The sequence below is a fragment of the Mycobacterium sp. PTI7 genome (assembly GCF_056679845.1).
Map to the genome: position 1 here is coordinate 5,826,352 of NZ_CM155252.1, position 17,149 is coordinate 5,843,500.

Here is a 17,149-nt window from a genome sequence, read left to right on the forward strand (position 1 = left end):
GGGGCTACCCGGGCTGGCGGTGTCGAACCGTGCGCCGTTTCGTGGATGGGGGTCCGGGTAGCTTTGGCGGTCATGACGACGTCGGGCTCGGTGCTGGCCCGGCTGCGGGCCGTCCCGCTCGAGTGGCGCAAGGTCGCGACGGTGCTGACGATCGCGATCCTCATGACGTCGGCGTTCGCGGCGGCGTACACGATCGCGCTCGGTCGGCCGTTCCCGCATCACCTGCCGATCGGTGTGGTGGGTGCGCCGTCGGCGGAGCTGCTGGCGCAGTTGCAGGCGCGCGAGCACGAGTTCGACATGCGGAGTTACGCGACGCGGGCGGACGCGATCGTCGCGATCGACAGCCAGCAGGTGACAGCGGTCATCGATGCGGGCGCGTCGCCGCCACAGCTACTGCTGTCGAGTGCGAGCGACCCGTCGTCGTCGCGGGCGTTGACGCAGCTCGACCAGGCGGCACCGCAGTCCTACCGGTTGCAGGTGGTCGACCTGCATCCGCTGCCGCCCGAGGATCCGGCCGGGTTGGCGACGTTCTACGTGGTGATCGCCGCGACGATCCTCGGCTTCGTGACGATGTTCCAGCTGCGCGCCAACGTGAAGACGCTGACGCTGGGCAAGTGGATGGTGTGCGTCGGCGTGCTGACGGTGGTGGGCGGTTTGGCGCTGGCGTTGATCGCGGGGTCGGTGCTGCATTCGCTGCAGACGCCGTTCGTGCAGCTGTGGTTCCTGCTGTCGCTGCAGGTCGCGGTGGCGGCGATGTTCAACTCGACGATGCTGGTGCTGATGCACCGGTGGGCGATCATCCCGACGTGGCTGACGTTCATCCTGCTGGGCAACACGTCGTCCGGCGGCGCGGTGTCGGCGTCGCTGCTGCCGCAGCCGTTCGCGTTCCTCAACCATGCGCTGCCCAGCGGTGCGACGGTGTCGGCGCTGCACTCGGCGACGTACTTTCCCGACCACCAGCGGCTGCTGCCGTACCTGGTGCTGAGCGGATGGTTGATCGTGACGACGACGGTGCTCGTCGTGGTGTCGCGGCGGTTGGGGAAGTCGCCGGCGGAGCGGTAGGCATTGGCTGGCCCGGTATCTGGCGGTGTGTCTCCCCGGCGCGTCAACGAATGATGACGCACGGCAGAGCACCCGTGCCGCGTCGTCCCAGACGCTACGGTCCGCTCGCACGTCCTCGGCCGCTCGACGCAGACCGAGCGAACGTGACGCCGTGACTCCCCAGACCGTCATCATTCGTTGACGCCTCCCAGCCTCACACCCCTTCCCCCAGCGCCGCCAAACCCCGCCCACCAGCGCACCGCCGCACGACGCAGGACACAATCGCAGGCATGACTGACCACGGGCGCCCGAGCGGAGCGCGTCGCGTGCTGCGGTCCATCCGCAAGGAGGTGCCGCCGGCGCTGACCGACGGACGCCACGACGACGAGGCCGAGGTCGCCGCCATGCTCCGCGAGCTGGGCATCGCGTTGATCGAGTGCGAGCAACCGTCGCACCAGGTGGAGGCGCGGCTGCAGACCATTGCCAAGAACTACACCGACGAGAAGGTCCGCATCGTCGTGTTCCCGACGGCGCTGGTGGTGCAGGTCGGCACCGTTGCCTACGAGGTCGAAACGGTCGTGCGGCCGACGACGCAGCTGGACCTCGCGGGCCGCGTCGACGCGATCGCCGAACTCGCCGAGGTCGGCGCCATCACCCCCGCCGATGCTGCAGCCGAGGCTGCTGCCGCCCGGTCGATGCCGCCGCGATACGGCCCGGTCGTCACCGTCATCGGTTACACCATCACCACGCTGGGCTTCGGCATGGTCATCAACCCGACGTGGGCGTCGCTGCCGGGTTACGTGTTCCTCGGTGCAGTCGTCGGTGCGATCGTCATGCTGGGCCGGCCGTTCCCGACGCTGGGCGCCGTACTGCCGACGTTCGCCGCGGCGGTCGTCACGCTGCTGGCAGCAGGGTTCGTCGCCGACGCCGCAAACGACGGTCTGCTGCGCGTGATCAGTCCGCCGCTGGTGGCGATCCTGCCGGGCCTCGCACTGACGATCGGCGCGATGGAACTCGCCAGCGGCCAGATGATGAGCGGCGCGACCCGGCTGATCTACGGAGTCACGCAGCTGGGCCTCCTCGTCTTCGGCGTAGGGCTGGGCATCCACCTCGGCGCGGACCTGGCCCCGCAGCAGCCGTCGGCGCAGATGGGCGGGTGGTCGCTGTACGTCGCGATCCTGGTGATCGCGGTCGGGCTGTACATCTATCTGTCGGCGCCGAAGGGGTCGTTCGCGTGGCTGATCCTTGCGGTAGCCGTGGCGCTGATCGGCCAGAAGATCGGCGGCCTGTTCCTGTCGCCGACGCACTCCGGCGCCGTCGGCGCGTTCCTGGTCGTGCCGTTCGCGATGCTGGGCGCGCGGATCAAGACGTCGCCGCCGGCGATCGTGATGATGCTCGCGGCGTTCTGGGCGCTGGTCCCCGGCGCTCTGAGCTTCGAGACGCTCGGCGAGGCCGTCGCCGGCGAGGGCAACGTCCTGACGCTCGGCACGGCCGTCGCGGCGATCTTCTCGATCGCGCTCGGCACGCTGATCGGCTGGAGCGTGTTCGCGACGATCGACACGCGCCTGCGCCGCTGACCCACCAGCCTCAACCCCGCCGAGCCTGCTGTGGGATCGCGATCCAAGGCAAACCAGCGATCCCACAGCAGTTTCGGCGAGCGCAATGAGATCAGACGGCCGCGACCACCCGTCGCTCGTACCCACCCATCCCGAGCGGCTGCACCACCAACCGCGTCAGCAGGTAGTGCGCCAGCCCGGCGATTAGGAACGCGGGCACCGACGCCGTGGTGTAGCGGAACAGCTCGCTCGGTTCGTACGTGACCGGGTTCAGCAGCAGCGAGTACGTCGTCGCCCCGGCCGCGACCGCGACGAAGGCGGCGATGTTCACGCCCCGCCAGTAGCCGTACCGCGACTCGCTCGGCGGCAGGAACAGGGCGGGCACGTGCAGCCGACGCTTGCGCAGGATGAAGTAGTCGACCAGCTGCACGGCGCACAGCGGCGCCAGGACGATCGCACCCCAGGACAGGAAGCGGCCGTAATTGTCGTACACGGCGGCCGGGAAGAAGACGAGAACCGCCGCAGGGCCGAGGATGACCGCGATCAACCATGGCCATGCCGCCGTCCGGAACACCCGACCGCCACCGCCCTTGAGCGCCACCATCGACGCGTAGCCCTGCGACAGGATGGCCGTGACGTTGGCCAGGCAGACGATGACGAGTGCCACGACGCCGACTCCGGCGCCGGCGAGCGGGATGAACCACTGGGTCGGCTCGTCGATCTGCAGCGAGAGTGCCGCCAGCGCACCGACGATCGCGGCGACCACCGACGCACCGAAGATGCCCATGCAGTTCGGCCAGAAGCCGGCACGCGAATTCCGGCTCAGGCGAGCGAGATTGCCCATGTTGGGCCACCAGGCGAAGCCGCCGGCGATGTTCAACTCGATCGCCAGCAGGAAGCTGAGGTGGCTGTCGTCGCTGGCGCCGCCGAGCGGTTCCAGCGCGGCGAGTTCGGGCCAGGTGTGGTGGGTGAACACGACGACGATGATGCCGACGAGGATCACCATCAGCATCGGCGCGATGACACGGCACACTGCCTCGACCGACACCGGTCCGCGCGCCAGGATGAGGCACGACACGATGATGGCGACGAGTGCGAGAAGGCTTGCTGCGGTGCCGGTCTCCGACAGTTCGACGCCGAACAGCTGGTTGGCGACGGTCACCAGGCCGTGGCCGAACATGATCGCCAGCACCGCCGACCACGCCGCGGCCAGAATCGTCGAGACGGTCACCATGACGACGCGCGCGCCGTTCTCACCGAACGCGCTGCGCAACCCGACGAACTGCTCGATGCCGTACTTGACCGACGGCATGCACGGCGCCAGCGAGACGAGCAGCACGCTGATCCCGTAGCCGATCACGATGGACGCGATGGCCTGCTTCACGCCGACGTAGTAGGCGACGGCTGCGCCCTGCAGGAAGGCCCACGTCGCGATGGCGAGGCCGATGTTCACCCAGGAGTGCTGCCAGAAGCCCCAGATCCGCTCCCGGGGGAGGAGCGGCAGTTCGGTGAGGGTGGCGTCGAAGGCTTCCTCGACCGGCGCGTTCCTACCGCGGCGCAGCAGATGGGTCACTAGTACGCCCACCACGTCAGCGCGACGATCGCGAGGGACAGCGAGATCACGGCGATCAGGAAGTCGCGCAGCGGCAGGTCGGGCACGGCGATCGTCGTCCCGTCGGGGTTGTCCACCAGCGCGAGCCGCTCCCGGAGTTCCCGGTCGAAGGTGACGTCGTTCATGCGAACCTCATTCTTGATTGGCGGACCAGTTTATTTAGCTTGTGGTCGCCGTCACGTTCTGTCAAGCGCTGGTGTCAAGTCACTCGAAATACTTGACTGACGAGCCAGTTATGAATAGCGTCATTGCCATGTCGACCGCCGAACTGCCGCCGAAGTCCACCGTCGTGGTGGTCGGCGCCGGATACGCCGGGCTCTCCGCTGGCCTCGCGCTGCACGACGACGGCGTCGACGTGCTGGTCCTGGAGGGATCGGACCGAGTCGGCGGCCGGGTGCTGTCCGAACGCGTCGACGGCGGTCTCGTCGTCGACCATGGTGGCCAGTGGGTCGGCCCGACGCAGACCCGGCTGCTGGCGGCCGCCGAGCGCTTCGGGTGTGCCACGTTCCCGACCTACAACACCGGCGACCACCTCGAACTGTGGTCCGACGGCGTCACCCGTCCCTTCCGCGGCGCCGGTCCCGACGACGCGCCGGGGGTCGACGCGTACGTCGCCGCCGCCGACGTCATCGACGAGTTGGCCGCGACGATCGACCTCGACGATCCGACCGCGCATGATCGGCTGACCGAGTGGGACTCCGAGACGGTGCAGTCCTACCTCGACCGCACCGTCGCCGACGAGGCCGCGCGGCTGCGGCTCGCGCTCGCCGTGCAGGGCGTCTGGACGGTCGAGCCCCGCGACATCTCGCTGTTCCACCTGCTCTTCTACGTCGCCTCTGCCGGCGGCTTCGACCAGCTGATGGAGACCGAGGGCTGCGCCCAGGAGCGCCGCTTCACCGACGGCGCCCAGTCGGTCGCGCTGGCCATCGCGGCGCACCTCGGCGACCGGGTCGTCCTCCACGCTCCCGTGCGCCACGTCGAGACCCTCGAGGGCGGCGGCGTCCGCGTCGACACCGAGCGCGGTCAGATCCTCGCCGACCACGTCGTGGTCGCCGCGTCTCCCGGTGCGGCGGTCCGCATCCGGTTCATCCCGCCGCTGCCGCAGGCGCGCAACCGGTGGATGGAGCGCACCCCGATGGGCGACGTCGCCAAGATCCATACCGTCTACGACACCCCGTTCTGGCGGGCCGACGGCCACTCTGGCGAGGCCACCGCCTATGGCGACAACGCCGTCGGCGTCGTCTTCGACAACTCGCCCGACGACGCCGGCGTCGGGGTGCTGGTGTCGTTCGTCTACGCCGACCGGCAGCAGCGCTGGGCGAGGCTCAGCCCCGAGCAGCGGCGTGCCCAGGTCCTCGCCACGCTCACCGCCCTCTTCGGCGCTCGCGCGGGAGAACCGTTGCAGTACATGGAGAAGGTCTGGCCCGACGATCCCTGGGCGCACGGTGGCTACGCCGCGAACCCGGCCCCGGGGGTCTGGACCGAACACGGCGCCAGCGGCTGGCGCACCGCCTGTGGCCCAATCCACTGGGCCGGCACCGAGACCTCCAGCGTGTGGAACGGCTACATCGACGGAGCCATCGCCTCCGGTCAGCGCGCCGCCGCCGAGATCACGACGGCGCTGCGCCCGTGACGACCCATCTGACCCGACCCGCGACGGACCTCGCCGTCTTCAGCGATCCCGCGTCGGTCGCCGTCGTCGGGGCCTCCGAGGATCCCACCAAGTGGGGATATTGGTTGGCCTCCGGCGCGCTCACGGGCGCGCACCGCCGCCGAATCTCACTCGTCAACAGCCGGTCCGCATCGGTACTCGGCCACCCCTGCGCACCGAGTGTCTCGGCGCTGGACGAGACGCCCGACCTCGTCGCCCTGTGCGTCCCGGCCGGCCACGTCGACGCCGTCGTGGACGAGTCGCTCGATCGCGGCGTGCGCGGCTTCCTCGGCATCACCGCCGGAGTCGCCGACGACGCCGCGCTGGCCCGTCGGATCACCGCCCGCGGCGCCCGGCTCATCGGCACCAACAGCCTCGGCATCTACGACGCGACCACCGAACTCCAGCTGATGTGGGGGAGCCCGACGCGGGGTCCGTTGGCGATCGTCTCGCAGAGTGGGCAGCTCGGCTCGGAACTGGTGGCCGTCGGTCGCCGACGCGGGCTGGGCGTGTCCCGGTTCGTGTCGATCGGCAACCAATCCGACGTCACCGCAACGGAACTGCTGCACGACCTCGCCGCGCACGACGCCACCCGGGTGATCGCCCTCTACCTCGAGAGCTTCACCGACGGCGAGGCGCTCTTCGACACGCTCCGCACACTCCGTCAGTCGGGCAAGCCGACGGTGCTACTCACTGTCGGTGCCAGCGCCGCGAGTTCGCGGCTAGCCCGCACGCACACGGGATCGCTGACGTCGTCACTCGACGTCGTGGACGCCGCCTGCCGCGCCGCCGGTGTCATCCGGGTGGACACCCCGGGCGACGTCATCGACGTCGCGCGCACGCTACTCGCCGCGCCGATGCCCCGCGGCCGCCGCGTCGCGATCGTCGGGGACAGCGGCGGGCAGAGCGCCATCGCCGCCGACGTGGCTACCGCTGCGGGACTGACGGTTCCGCCGTTCCCCGCAGCGCTCACCGACGAATTCACCGTCGCACTGCCCGTCGGCGCCGCGTGCACCAACCCGGTCGACCTGGCCGGCGCAGGCGAACGCGACCTCCGCAACTACGCCACCTACGTCGAACGCGTGATCGCCGACGGCGACGTCGACGCGGTCGTGATGACGGGCTACTTCGGCTGCTACGGCCAGGACACCCCGTCGCTCGCCGACGCCGAACTGTCGGTCGCCGAACACCTCGGCGCAATCGTGCGCGACACCGGCGTTCCCGTGGTCGTGCACACCATGGCACCGGAGTCGGCGACCGCCCGGACCCTGGAGCGGCACGGCGTGCCGGCATTCGACCGCATCGAGTCGGCGATGGGCGCCCTCGCGGCGATCAGCACTGCCGCAACGACTCTCGGCAAGGACGTGCCACGCCCGGTCCAGTCCACCGCAGCGGTCACGCCCGGCTACTGGTCCGCGCGTGCCGTGCTCGCCGACGCCGGCATCGCGTTCCCGCGGGGCGTGCTGGTGCGCACCGCGGCCGACCTCGCCGAGGCAGTGCGGCTCCGCGCACCGCTCGTGCTCAAGGCCGGTTGGCTCGAGCACAAGAGCGACGTGGGCGGCGTCCGGACGAACCTGGACGTCGGACACCTGGCCGCTGCCTTCGCCGACATGCGCAGTCGGCTCGGGGAGGGCGACTACGTCGTCGAGGAACAGGACACCCGTCCCGACGCCGTCGAGATCCTCGTCGCCGCCCGCCGCGACCCGCAACTGGGGCCGGTCGTCGTGGTCGGGGCGGGTGGCACCGACACCGAGATTCAGCGGGACGTCCGGATGGAGTGCGCGCCGGTCACCCACGCCACCGCGATCGCGATGCTCGACCGCCTGCGCTGCGCGCCACTGCTGCACGGCTTTCGCGGCCGTCCGCCCGTCGACGTGGACGCCCTCGCCGACGTGGTCGTCGCCGCGTCGCACCTCATCAGCCGGCGTCGCGACGTCGCCGAGATCGAGGTGAACCCGGTCCGCGCCACCGCGTCCGGAGCGCTGGCAGTCGACGGACTCGTCCTGACCGATACGCGTACCTAGCACTTCCCGCCCGACCTCGAGGAGACCACCATGGCGACCGCCACCCGTTCGACCACCAACGTCCCGGCCTGGCCGCTCACCGACGAGCAGCGTCAGATCGTCGAGCTGTGCCGCGACTTCGCGGCCAAGGAGATCCGGCCCCGCGGCCGCGAGGTCGACGAGGCCGACGTCGTGACGCCCGTGGACATCTTCGCCAAGGCGGCCGCCGTCGGCATCACCGACTTCATGATCCCCGAGGAGTTCGGCGGAGGCGGCTTCTCCGACGTCTTCACCCAGTGTCTGGTGCAGGAGGAGCTGTGCTGGGGCGACCCGGGCATCGGAAACCTGGTGTGCTCCAACGGCTTCTTCTCCGACCCGATCATGGTGCTCGGCACCGAGGAGCAGAAGAAGCGGTGGCTGACCCCGCTGACCGGCCCGCAGGCCGTGATGACGTCACTGGCCACCACCGAACCCGAATCCGGTTCGGACGCGGCATCGATCGTCACGACCGCCACCCGCGTCGACGGCGGCTACCGGATCAGCGGGCAGAAGGCGTGGATCTCCAACGCAGGCGCCGCTCAGTTCTACGTCGTCTTCGCCAAGACCGACGCTACCAAGCGCTCGGGCGGCATCTCGGCGTTCCTGCTCGACAAGGACACCGAGGGGCTCAGCTTCGGCGCGCCGATGAAGAAGATGGGCCAGCGGGCCATCGTCTGCCGAGAGATCTTCCTGGACGACGTCTTCGTGCCGGAGGAGGACCGGCTCGGCGAGGAGGGGCAGGGTTTCTACGGCCTGATGGGCACCTTCGACATCTCGCGGGTGGTCCTGGGAGCGGCCGCGGTTGGCGCCGCACGTGCCGCCTACGAGTACGCGCTGGAGTACGCGAAGACGCGCAAGCAGTTCGGCGTGCCGATCATCGAGCATCAGGCCGTCGCATTCCGGCTCGCCGAGATGGCCACCCGCATCGAGGCGTCCCGGCTGCTCGTCCTGCATGCCGCGCGCATCATCGACAGTGGCGAACCGGCCCGCGGGATCGCGGCGATGGCGAAGCTGACGGCCTCGGAGACGGCGATGTTCGTGACCCACGCCGCGGTGCAAACCCTTGGCGGCTGGGGCTATTCGCGCGAGTACCCGGTCGAGCAGTGGATGCGCGACGCGAAGCTCGAGGAGATCGAGGAGGGCACCTCCGACATCATGAAGCTGGTGATCTCCCGCAACCTCGGGTGAAGTTGATCGGCCCACCAGTCAAGCTACTTGTACGATCGGAACGCCAGTAGCCGCAGCCGACCGGAGGGCCCGATGCCGCGTCCCAGCGTGGAAGCCGAGCGGCGACCGCAGATCCTCTCCGCGGCGTGCTCGGCGATCGCGTCGGTGGGCGTTCCCGCGCTTCGGCTGTCCGACGTCGCGAAGCAGGCGAACGTCAGCTCGGGGACGATTCACTACTACTTCGAGACGAAGAAGGACGTCATCACCGCGGCGTTCGAGTTCAACCTGACGGATTCGCTCGCCCGTCGGCACGAACTGCTGGCGTCCGGCAAGGACAGCCTGGCGATCCTGAACGACCTCGTCGAGTCCTACCTGCCGAGCGACGACCTGTCCTTGCGGGCATGGAAGGTGTGGCTCGCGCTGTGGGCGGAGGGCAGCCGCGACGCCGTCCTGCAGGAGATCAACGACCGGCTCTACGGCCAGTGGCGCGACGTCGTGGCCGGGGTGATCGCCTCGGCGCAGGACGAGGGGACCGCCCGCGCCGGCGATGCGGTCCTGCTGGCCAACATGCTGATCGGGATGCTCGACGGGCTGGCGGTGCAGGTGCTGCTCGAGTCGTCGAGCATGTCGCTGGACGCCATGCGCGAGACGTGCCGGGCGTTCGTGCGCGGTGTGATCGAGGAGTAGCCAGGGTCGATAGCATTCGACCGCGAAGGGGGTGGCCATCGCGATGAGCACCGGCGGCGAGATCGTGGCTGGGGAGCCGACACCGAAACAGACCGTGCGGGCACCGATGCTGCGGTCCGCGTCATGGGGGTTTGGCGCGGCGCTGGCCCTAGGCGCCGCCCTGATGTGCGCCTACGGGCTGGCGTTCGGGGGTGCAAACTGCATCGGCGAGTGTCACCGGCAACGCGTCGCCGCATGGTGGGCGGCTCTCGTGCTGGTTGCCGCCGCGTTAGGTCTCGGGTGGATGGCCTGGGCATGGCGCAGGTCGGTCCCCGAAGATCGCCTGACCATCGCTCGAAGCCTCACCTGGTTCGCGGTCCCGGCGGCGATTGCCGGCCTGCTCGGGCTGTTCGCCCTGGACTGGTGGAACGCGTTGGTCCCGTCTCGGGCGGACGGCGTACCGAACGTCCGGGTGGCGCTCGTCGTGGTCGCGGTCATCTGCGTGGTGCTCGGCACGGTCGGTCTCTGCGCCGGTCGACGTTCGATGCTGCTGGACGCGAACCGACGCCGCGGTGGTTTCCGGATCGGAGCCGTGATGGGCGCGGTGGTCTGCATCGTCCTGGCCGGCCTGACGGGCTTCGTCACTGCCGACAGTCGGTACGTCGACCACACCACGGCTGCCGACGCGTCGATACCGCCGGTACCCCAGACGCTCGGCGTGGAGCGGTTCCGCATCAGGATTGGCGACGCAGCGGTGACGACGCCCGGCTACCGCGTGCTGCGCGCAGGTGCGGGCTTCGTCGTCTGGGGTGCCGGGCCGGTGACCGCCTACGACGCCGAGGGCAAGGAGCGGTGGCACTACGACCGAACCGGCCCGGGACCCGTCGAGGTCGTCACGGTTCGTCCGTTCGACGACGGGCGGACGCTCGTCCTCGGAGCGCGTCGGCCGGAGCATCAGGAGACGACGCCGACGTTCGTGGCGCTCGACGCGGTCACCGGCGCGGAACTGTGGACGGCGACCGGTGACGTGTTGGCCGAGGCGATGGGCTTCGGCGCTTCGGGTGACTACCAAGACAACGTCGACGCAAACGCCGGCCTCTTGATTGCACGGGGTGAGGAGTCGTGGACACGCATCGACTCCCGCACCGGCCGTCAGACGTGGCAAGTCCCCGATCCGCTGGGTGAGTGCGAAGCGATCGGTCCACAGATCGCGTCGACTGGACAGTTCGCGTCGCTCGGGTATTGCGATACCGCCGATGACGGGGCCCCGTTCATCGTGCTCGCCGTCGTGAACCCGGAGACCGGCGAGGTGATCCGGCACCAGGACGTCATGAAGCCGTTCGACTTCGAGCGGTTGGGCACCGTCGACGTGTTACGGGCCGGCAGGGGTGGCGCCGTGCTGAAGTTCCAGAGCGGCAAATTGACGCGGTACGTCGACGTCCGCACCGGTCGGTTCGTCGACCTGCCGGCCTTCTACCGCGGCGCCGTGGTGTCCGACAGTGACGGCTTCGTCAGTCGCTCCAGTGCAGAGCCGAGCCGGGTTGAGCTGATCGGTTCGGACGGGAGGACGACCTGCGCGCTGCCGCCGGAGACGCAGGTTCGGGGCCCGGACTTCGACGAGGGTTACGCGTCCCTTGGGCGCGCCCTCGTGTTCCCAGAGTCGGGCGCTGAGGTTCCTGGCCTGATCGTCGTCGACCCCGCCGACTGCCGCGTCACCGAAACCCGCGAGATCGGACCGGCGGACGCGTTCGTCCTGCAGGTCACCGCAGCCAACGGCGCCACCGTCGTCCTCACCCAGGGTTCGGACGGCGTTTATGCGCAGGGGTTCGGGTAGCGGGAGAGCGAATCGCCAGGTAGCGCCGCTGGCGCGGCGGCTGGGCGATTCGCGTCACAAAACCGGACACTCACACCCGTGTAATCTCTCCACAGAGCAATTGGCTTGTGCTGCCATGACTTCGGTGTCGTGGCTCGCCGCTCACGTCGGGGGACGGGTTGAGCGCGTGCACAGCGGGAACACCGTCGACGGCGACGGTTCAATCCACGTAGACGCAGATCGAAAGGGTGGAGGGAACGCATATGGGCTCCCCGGGTGTCGACTCCCGTCTGGGCTCGCGCTTCGGACCCTACGAACTGCAGGCCGTCATCGGCATCGGCGGCATGGGCGAGGTCTACCGCGCCTACGACACCGTCAAGGAGCGCGTGGTGGCGCTCAAGCTGCTGCGCCCCGACATGGCCGGCGACCCCGTCTTCCAGGACCGATTCAAGCGCGAGTCGCGCATCGCCGCCCGCCTGCAGGAGCCGCACGTCATCCCCGTGCACGACTTCGGCGAGATCGACGGCGTCCTCTTCATCGACATGCGCCTGGTCGAGGGCGCCAGCCTCAAGGAGGAGCTGCGCCACCACGGCACGCTGCCTCCGGGTCGCGCGGCGTGGATCATCGGCCAGGTCGCCGCAGCCTTGGACGACGCCCACGCCAACGGGCTGGTGCACCGCGACATCAAGCCCGAGAACGTGCTGCTCACCAGCGACGACTTCGCCTACCTCGTCGACTTTGGCATCGCCTACGGCGGCGGCGAGGCGACCGTCACCAAGACCGGCCTGGTCATCGGGTCGTGCGCCTACATGTCGCCGGAGCGGCTGAGCGGCAAGCCGGGCGGCCCGCCGTCGGACGTGTACTCGCTGACCTGCCTGCTCTTCGAGTGCCTGACCGGCCGCGCGCCGTTCGAAGCCGGTGACCTGCGCCAGGTCATGAGCGGCCACCTGTTCACCCCGCCGCCGCGGCCGAGCGCCCTGCGCCGCGGCATCAACCCCGCGTTCGACGACGTCATCGCCAAGGGCATGGCCAAGAACCCGGGCGATCGCTATGCGTCCGCCGGCGACCTCGCCCGCGCGGCGTCGGCGGCCTCGCACAATCGGCCAGTCCCGCCACCCGCGCCCCCGCGGCAACCCCCGCCACACAACGGCACGCGCGCGATGCCGGCGGCCGACCCGCGCCCCGCGTACACCTCGCACCCGTCGCTGCCGGTCACTCCCATCGCCAAGACGGGCCTGAGCGCCACGCAGAAGGCACTGCTCCTCGGCACGTTCGCGATGTTTGCGCTGGCGGCCATCCTGGCTGCCGTCGTGGTCATGAGCGGCGGGGACAGCGGAGGTAGCCAGCCGCGCACCACGCTCGCCGTCCCACCGTCGACCAGCACCGAGGAATCCTCGGCGACTTCGGACGACGAGGAGACCACCACGTCGAGCACGTCGACGACCACCACGTCGACGAGCGCGAGTCCCATCGCCGGGGTGTCCGGCGCCGACTCGCAGGGCTTCGTCGGGCACTCCGCGCGTTGCGAGGCAGGCAGCTCGCCGGCCGCGATGATCCGCACCGCGAACTCGCTGGCGATCGTCTGCCAGACCGGGTCGGACAGCTACTACTACCGCGGCGAGCGGCTGAGTGACGGCGCACAGCTGGTGCTCCAGAACGCCGTGCCCGCGGGCGGCGGCTTCGACGCGATCAACCCCGCAGACGGCTCGCGCTACCAGGTGCGGCCCGACCAGCTGACGATCTCCAGCAGCCGAGGCAGTGAGAGCGACCCGGCGCTGGAGTACGGCGCCTCCCAGCGCTGAGCCGGCAGTGGTGGCTCCGTGGCGCGTCAACGTGTGATGACGCCTCCAGGAGCGCACATGCTTCCGCCCCGCACGCCAAACTGCGGTGAGATCGCGAAACCCGTAGGAATCGCGATCCCACCGCAGTCTCGGCGAGCTAGAGGCGGGGCTACAGCAGCCCGAGCAGCTCCAGATCCGTCACGTACTTGACGATCACCGGCGCCGACAGGTGCGGGATGTCCTTGTCCGGCCCGATCTTCGCCTCCTGCACGGCCGCGCGGAAGTGGTCGGCGGGTGCGAGTGAGCCGTTGATCGGCGGCATCGGCTGCTGGTAGTTGTGCAGCAGCGGGATGAGCGACGCCTGCCGCTGCTTCTCCGGCAGTCCGCGCAGCGTCGTCTCGAACCGCTCCAGCCAGGCCGAGTAGCCCGCCACCCGCGAGATCGGGTAGCCCGCGTCGACGAGCCAGTCGACGAACGTGTCCATGCTGATCGCGTCGTCGTAGGGGTTCATCACGTGGTAGGTCTCGTAGCCGTCGGTGACGTTCGCCCCGAGGGTCGAGATCGCGTCGGTGATGAATTCGACTGGCAGACCGTCGAAATGCGACCGCTGCCGGCTGCCACCCTCGTCCAGCTCGTAGAACGAGGTGGGTGCGATGCCCGTCGCGACCAGCGACAGCATCATGCGGGTGAACATGTCCGGCACGTTGAGCTGCCCGGCGTAGGTGGTGTCCGCCATGATCATGTCGCAGCGGAACACCGACACCGGCAGACCGGCCAGGTCATGCGCCTCGCGGAGCAGCACCTCGCCCGCCCACTTGCTGTTGCCGTAGCCGTTGGCGTAGCTGTCGTCGACCTTCCGGGTGGCGCTCATCTGCCGGATGTCGGGCTCCTCGACGAACGTTCCCGGCGTGATGCCGTCGCCCACGCCGATCGTCGAGACGTAGACGAACGGCTTGATGCGGGTGGTCAGCGCAATGCGGACTAGCTCGGCGGTGCCGACGGCGTTGGGGCCGAACAGCTGGCTGTACGGCAGCACGTGGTTGACCAGCGCGGCCGGGTCGACGATGAGGTCGACGGTGTCGGCCAGCCGCAGCCAAACGTCATCGGACAGGCCGAGATTTGCCTCGCCCTTGTCGCCGGCGAGCACCTCGAGGTGGTCGGCCGCCAGGTCGCGGTAGTGCGCCAGCAGCTTCGGGTCGCCGCTGTCGAACGTCGCGTCGAGGCGGGCCCGGGCGGCGTCGTCGTCCTTGGCGCGGACCAGCGCGATGACCTTCCCGTCGACCAGGCTCATCCGCTCCAGCCACTCCAGGGCGAGGTAGCGGCCGAGGAAGCCGGTGGCGCCGGTGAGCAGTACCGTGCGGACCTCGCGGGCGGGTCCCGGCAGCGACGGCGCCGCGGCGAGGGTGGCCTCGTCGAGGAACTTGTCCAAAGTCAGGTCGCGGGCGTGCACCTCGGTGGCGTCACGGCCGTGAACGGCGCCGTAGGTGGGCCGCTTGGACCCGCCGCCGAGCTGCGCCTCGACGTAGGCGGCGATGGCCGCGAGGTCGCTGGCCGGGCTGACGATGATGCCGACGGGCACGTCGACGTCGAAGATGTCGTGCAGCAGGTTGGCGAACGTCAACGCCGACAACGAGTCTCCGCCGAGTTCGGTGAACTGTGCGGCGGGAGCGACGTCGGAGGACGCGGCACCGAGCAGCGCAGACGCCGCGCGGCCGACCGTCTCCAGCACGGGCCGGTTGGCGCCGTCGGCCCGCAGTTCGCGCAGCACGTCGGCCTGACCGTCGACCAGGTCGACGTACAGCTGCTCGAGTTCGGGGGCGTAGCGCTCCTTCAACTGTGGGCGGGCGAGCTTGCGGATGCCGGTCAAGAGGCCGTTCTCCAGCGTGAACGGCGTCGTCTCGACGAGGAAGTCGCGCGGGATCTCGAAGGACTGCAGGCCGCTGTCGCGGGCGACGGTTTGCAGCGCCTCGGCGAGCACCGGCTTGACCGCTGAGACGTCGCCGCCGACGGACGCCAGTGCGTCGTCGGTCGGCACGATCACGGCGAGCACGTAGGAGCGAGCGCTGTTGCCGTACACGAAGATCTGCCGGATCGACGGGTGCCCGCCGTAGGCCGCCTCGAGCTTGGAGACGGTGACGAACTCGCCCTGCGACAGCTTGAGGACGTTGTTGCGGCGATCGACGTAGGTGAGCTGGTCGGGTCCGATCTCGGCCATGACGTCGCCGGTGTGGTACCAGCCGTCGGCGTCGAAGAGTTCGGCGGTGATCTCGGGCCGCTTGTAGTAGCCGGGGATGAGATCGGTTGACTTGATGAACAATTCGCCGCGCGGGAACGGACGGTCGGTGGAGTGGTAGCCGAGTTCGGGGACGTCGACCAGCTTGTAGTCGAGCACCGGCGGGCGGCGCAGTGTGTCGTCGACCAGGACGACGCCGTCCTCGGTGGAGCCGTAGCCGTTGATGAGGTGGATGTCCATGAAGTCCTCGGCCCAGGCGCGCAGCTCGGGGGAGATGGGAGCCGAGCCCGTCATCGCCGAGAACTGCCGTCCGCCGAGCATGGTGTCACGGCGTTCGTCGAGCACCTGGCGTTCGACCTCGGTGCGGTCGGCGCCGTCGGTGACGCGCTTGTCGACCTCGCTCTGGACCTCCTGGAATAGCATCTCCCAGATGCGGGGCACCAGGTCGAGCTTGGTCGGCCGGACGAGGGCGAGGTCGTCGAGGAGGGTGGACAGGTCGCTCTTGGCGGCGAAGTAGGCGGTGCCGCCGGTGCCGAGCGTCGAGTAGAGGATGACGCGGCCCATGACGTGGCTGATCGGCATGAAGTTGAGGCTGATCGCCGGCAGCTTGCCCTCGGTGTCCCACTCGGGGGCGAACCAGCCGCGCCAGCAGTTGGCCATGAGGCGGTCGGTGTACATGGCGCCCTTGGGGGTGCCGGTGCTTCCGGAGGTATAGATGAGCAGGCGGAGGTCGTCGTCGCTGCCGCGGGGGACGTCGGGTCCGGCGGCGTGCCGGGCGCCGGAGGCGATGACGTCGTCGAGGGCCTCGACGGTGACCTTCGGCAATGCGGCAGTGGCCTTTTCGAAGGCCTCGCGGTGGTCGTCGATCTCGGGGTGGTAGTCGAACACGACGAGGCGCTGCGGTGCGTGGGCGGTGAGGGCGAGTTCGACGGCGTCGGCGAGGTGGTCGACGCTGGAGAGGATGGCGACGGGCTCGGTCTCGATGAGGATCGGGTGCAACTGGGTGAGCGGCGCGCTGGTCTGCAGCGGGACGGCGACGGCGCCGGCGAGGGAGAGGGCCATGTCGACGACGGCGTAGTCGGCGCTGGTGAAGCCGAGCGTCGCGACGCGGTCGCCGGGCTGGACGGGATTGCCGGCCAGGGAGTCGGCGAGGGCCTTCACGCGGGTCCAGGTCTCGCCGTAGGTGATGGTCTCGAAGCGGGGCTGGTACTCGGCGACGGTGCGGCCGGAGGCGTCGGTGACGAACTCGACGGCGCGTTGGCCGAGGGCGGGGCGGTCGGCGTAGCCAGTCATGACGGTGCGGATCGCGTCGGCGAGCACGACGCCGGAGGCGTGCAGTTCGGCGGTGATCGCTGGGTTGGGCTGGGCGGCGGTGAGTTGCGCGTCGCCAGAGGTCAACTGCTCGAAGCGCTGGCGAAGCCGTGCGTCGCGGGCAGTGGCGGGAGTTGACATGTGCGTCTCCTCTGGGATCGGTATTCAGTTCGGTTGCAAGCACGACGCTGTGCCCTATCTACGAAAGTAAGATAGATAGCCTATGTATTCCTGTGAGTCTGCTGGGAGCACGCGGGCGATCGGGGCGCTACCTGC

General features: G+C 69.6%; 11 protein-coding genes. 8 read left to right on the forward strand and 3 right to left on the reverse strand.

The annotated features are described in order from the left end of the window. Positions 1-72: 72 nt before the first annotated feature. Both AC1MEY_RS28095 and AC1MEY_RS28100 read left to right on the forward strand, forming a co-directional pair. Positions 73-1,062 (forward strand): DUF3533 domain-containing protein, encoded by a 990-nt coding sequence (locus AC1MEY_RS28095; protein ID WP_480228597.1) that lies wholly within the window; start codon positions 73-75, stop codon positions 1,060-1,062. Between the two features lie 269 nt (positions 1,063-1,331). Then, positions 1,332-2,618, forward strand: a complete 1,287-nt coding sequence (locus tag AC1MEY_RS28100; protein WP_480228598.1) for a threonine/serine exporter family protein — start codon at positions 1,332-1,334, stop codon at positions 2,616-2,618. A 91-nt stretch (positions 2,619-2,709) separates the two neighbouring features. On the opposite strand, the gene AC1MEY_RS28105 is transcribed toward AC1MEY_RS28100, so the two are convergent. Both AC1MEY_RS28105 and AC1MEY_RS28110 read right to left on the reverse strand, forming a co-directional pair. Continuing rightward, positions 2,710-4,170, reverse strand: a complete 1,461-nt coding sequence (locus tag AC1MEY_RS28105) for a cytosine permease (RefSeq protein ID WP_480228599.1) — start codon at positions 4,168-4,170, stop codon at positions 2,710-2,712. Continuing rightward, entirely contained in the window at positions 4,170-4,334 is a 165-nt protein-coding gene (locus AC1MEY_RS28110) for a hypothetical protein (protein WP_480228600.1), read from the reverse strand. Before AC1MEY_RS28110 ends, AC1MEY_RS28105 begins: the two co-directional genes overlap by 1 nt. A gap of 128 nt (positions 4,335-4,462) precedes the next feature. Here AC1MEY_RS28110 and AC1MEY_RS28115 point away from each other — a divergent pair, with 128 nt between their 5' ends. From AC1MEY_RS28115 to AC1MEY_RS28140, 6 genes are all read left to right on the forward strand, one after another. Continuing rightward, positions 4,463-5,842 carry a flavin monoamine oxidase family protein gene (locus AC1MEY_RS28115; protein WP_480228601.1) on the forward strand — a complete coding sequence of 460 codons (1,380 nt, stop codon included), beginning with the start codon at positions 4,463-4,465 and terminating at the stop codon, positions 5,840-5,842. Beyond that, a complete protein-coding gene (locus AC1MEY_RS28120; RefSeq protein WP_480228602.1) occupies positions 5,839-7,884 on the forward strand; it encodes an acetate--CoA ligase family protein in 2,046 nt (681 codons plus the stop codon). The genes AC1MEY_RS28115 and AC1MEY_RS28120 overlap by 4 nt, the downstream gene beginning before the upstream one ends. 30 nt (positions 7,885-7,914) lie before the next feature. After that, positions 7,915-9,090: an acyl-CoA dehydrogenase family protein gene (locus AC1MEY_RS28125; protein WP_480228603.1), complete on the forward strand. Its 1,176-nt coding sequence runs from the start codon at positions 7,915-7,917 to the stop codon at positions 9,088-9,090. Positions 9,091-9,162: 72 nt separating this feature from the next. Next, positions 9,163-9,756, forward strand: coding sequence for a TetR/AcrR family transcriptional regulator (locus AC1MEY_RS28130; RefSeq protein ID WP_480228604.1), 594 nt, complete (start codon positions 9,163-9,165; stop codon positions 9,754-9,756). Between the two features lie 43 nt (positions 9,757-9,799). Next, on the forward strand, positions 9,800-11,569 hold the full coding sequence (locus AC1MEY_RS28135) for an outer membrane protein assembly factor BamB family protein (protein ID WP_480228605.1): 1,770 nt from the start codon (positions 9,800-9,802) through the stop codon (positions 11,567-11,569). A gap of 242 nt (positions 11,570-11,811) precedes the next feature. Next, positions 11,812-13,350, forward strand: a complete 1,539-nt coding sequence (locus AC1MEY_RS28140) for a serine/threonine-protein kinase (protein ID WP_480228606.1) — start codon at positions 11,812-11,814, stop codon at positions 13,348-13,350. Between the two features lie 148 nt (positions 13,351-13,498). Here the strand turns inward: AC1MEY_RS28140 and car are convergent, their stop codons facing one another. Continuing rightward, entirely contained in the window at positions 13,499-17,014 is a 3,516-nt protein-coding gene (gene car, locus AC1MEY_RS28145; RefSeq protein WP_480228607.1) for a carboxylic acid reductase, read from the reverse strand. Positions 17,015-17,149: the final 135 nt, after the last annotated feature.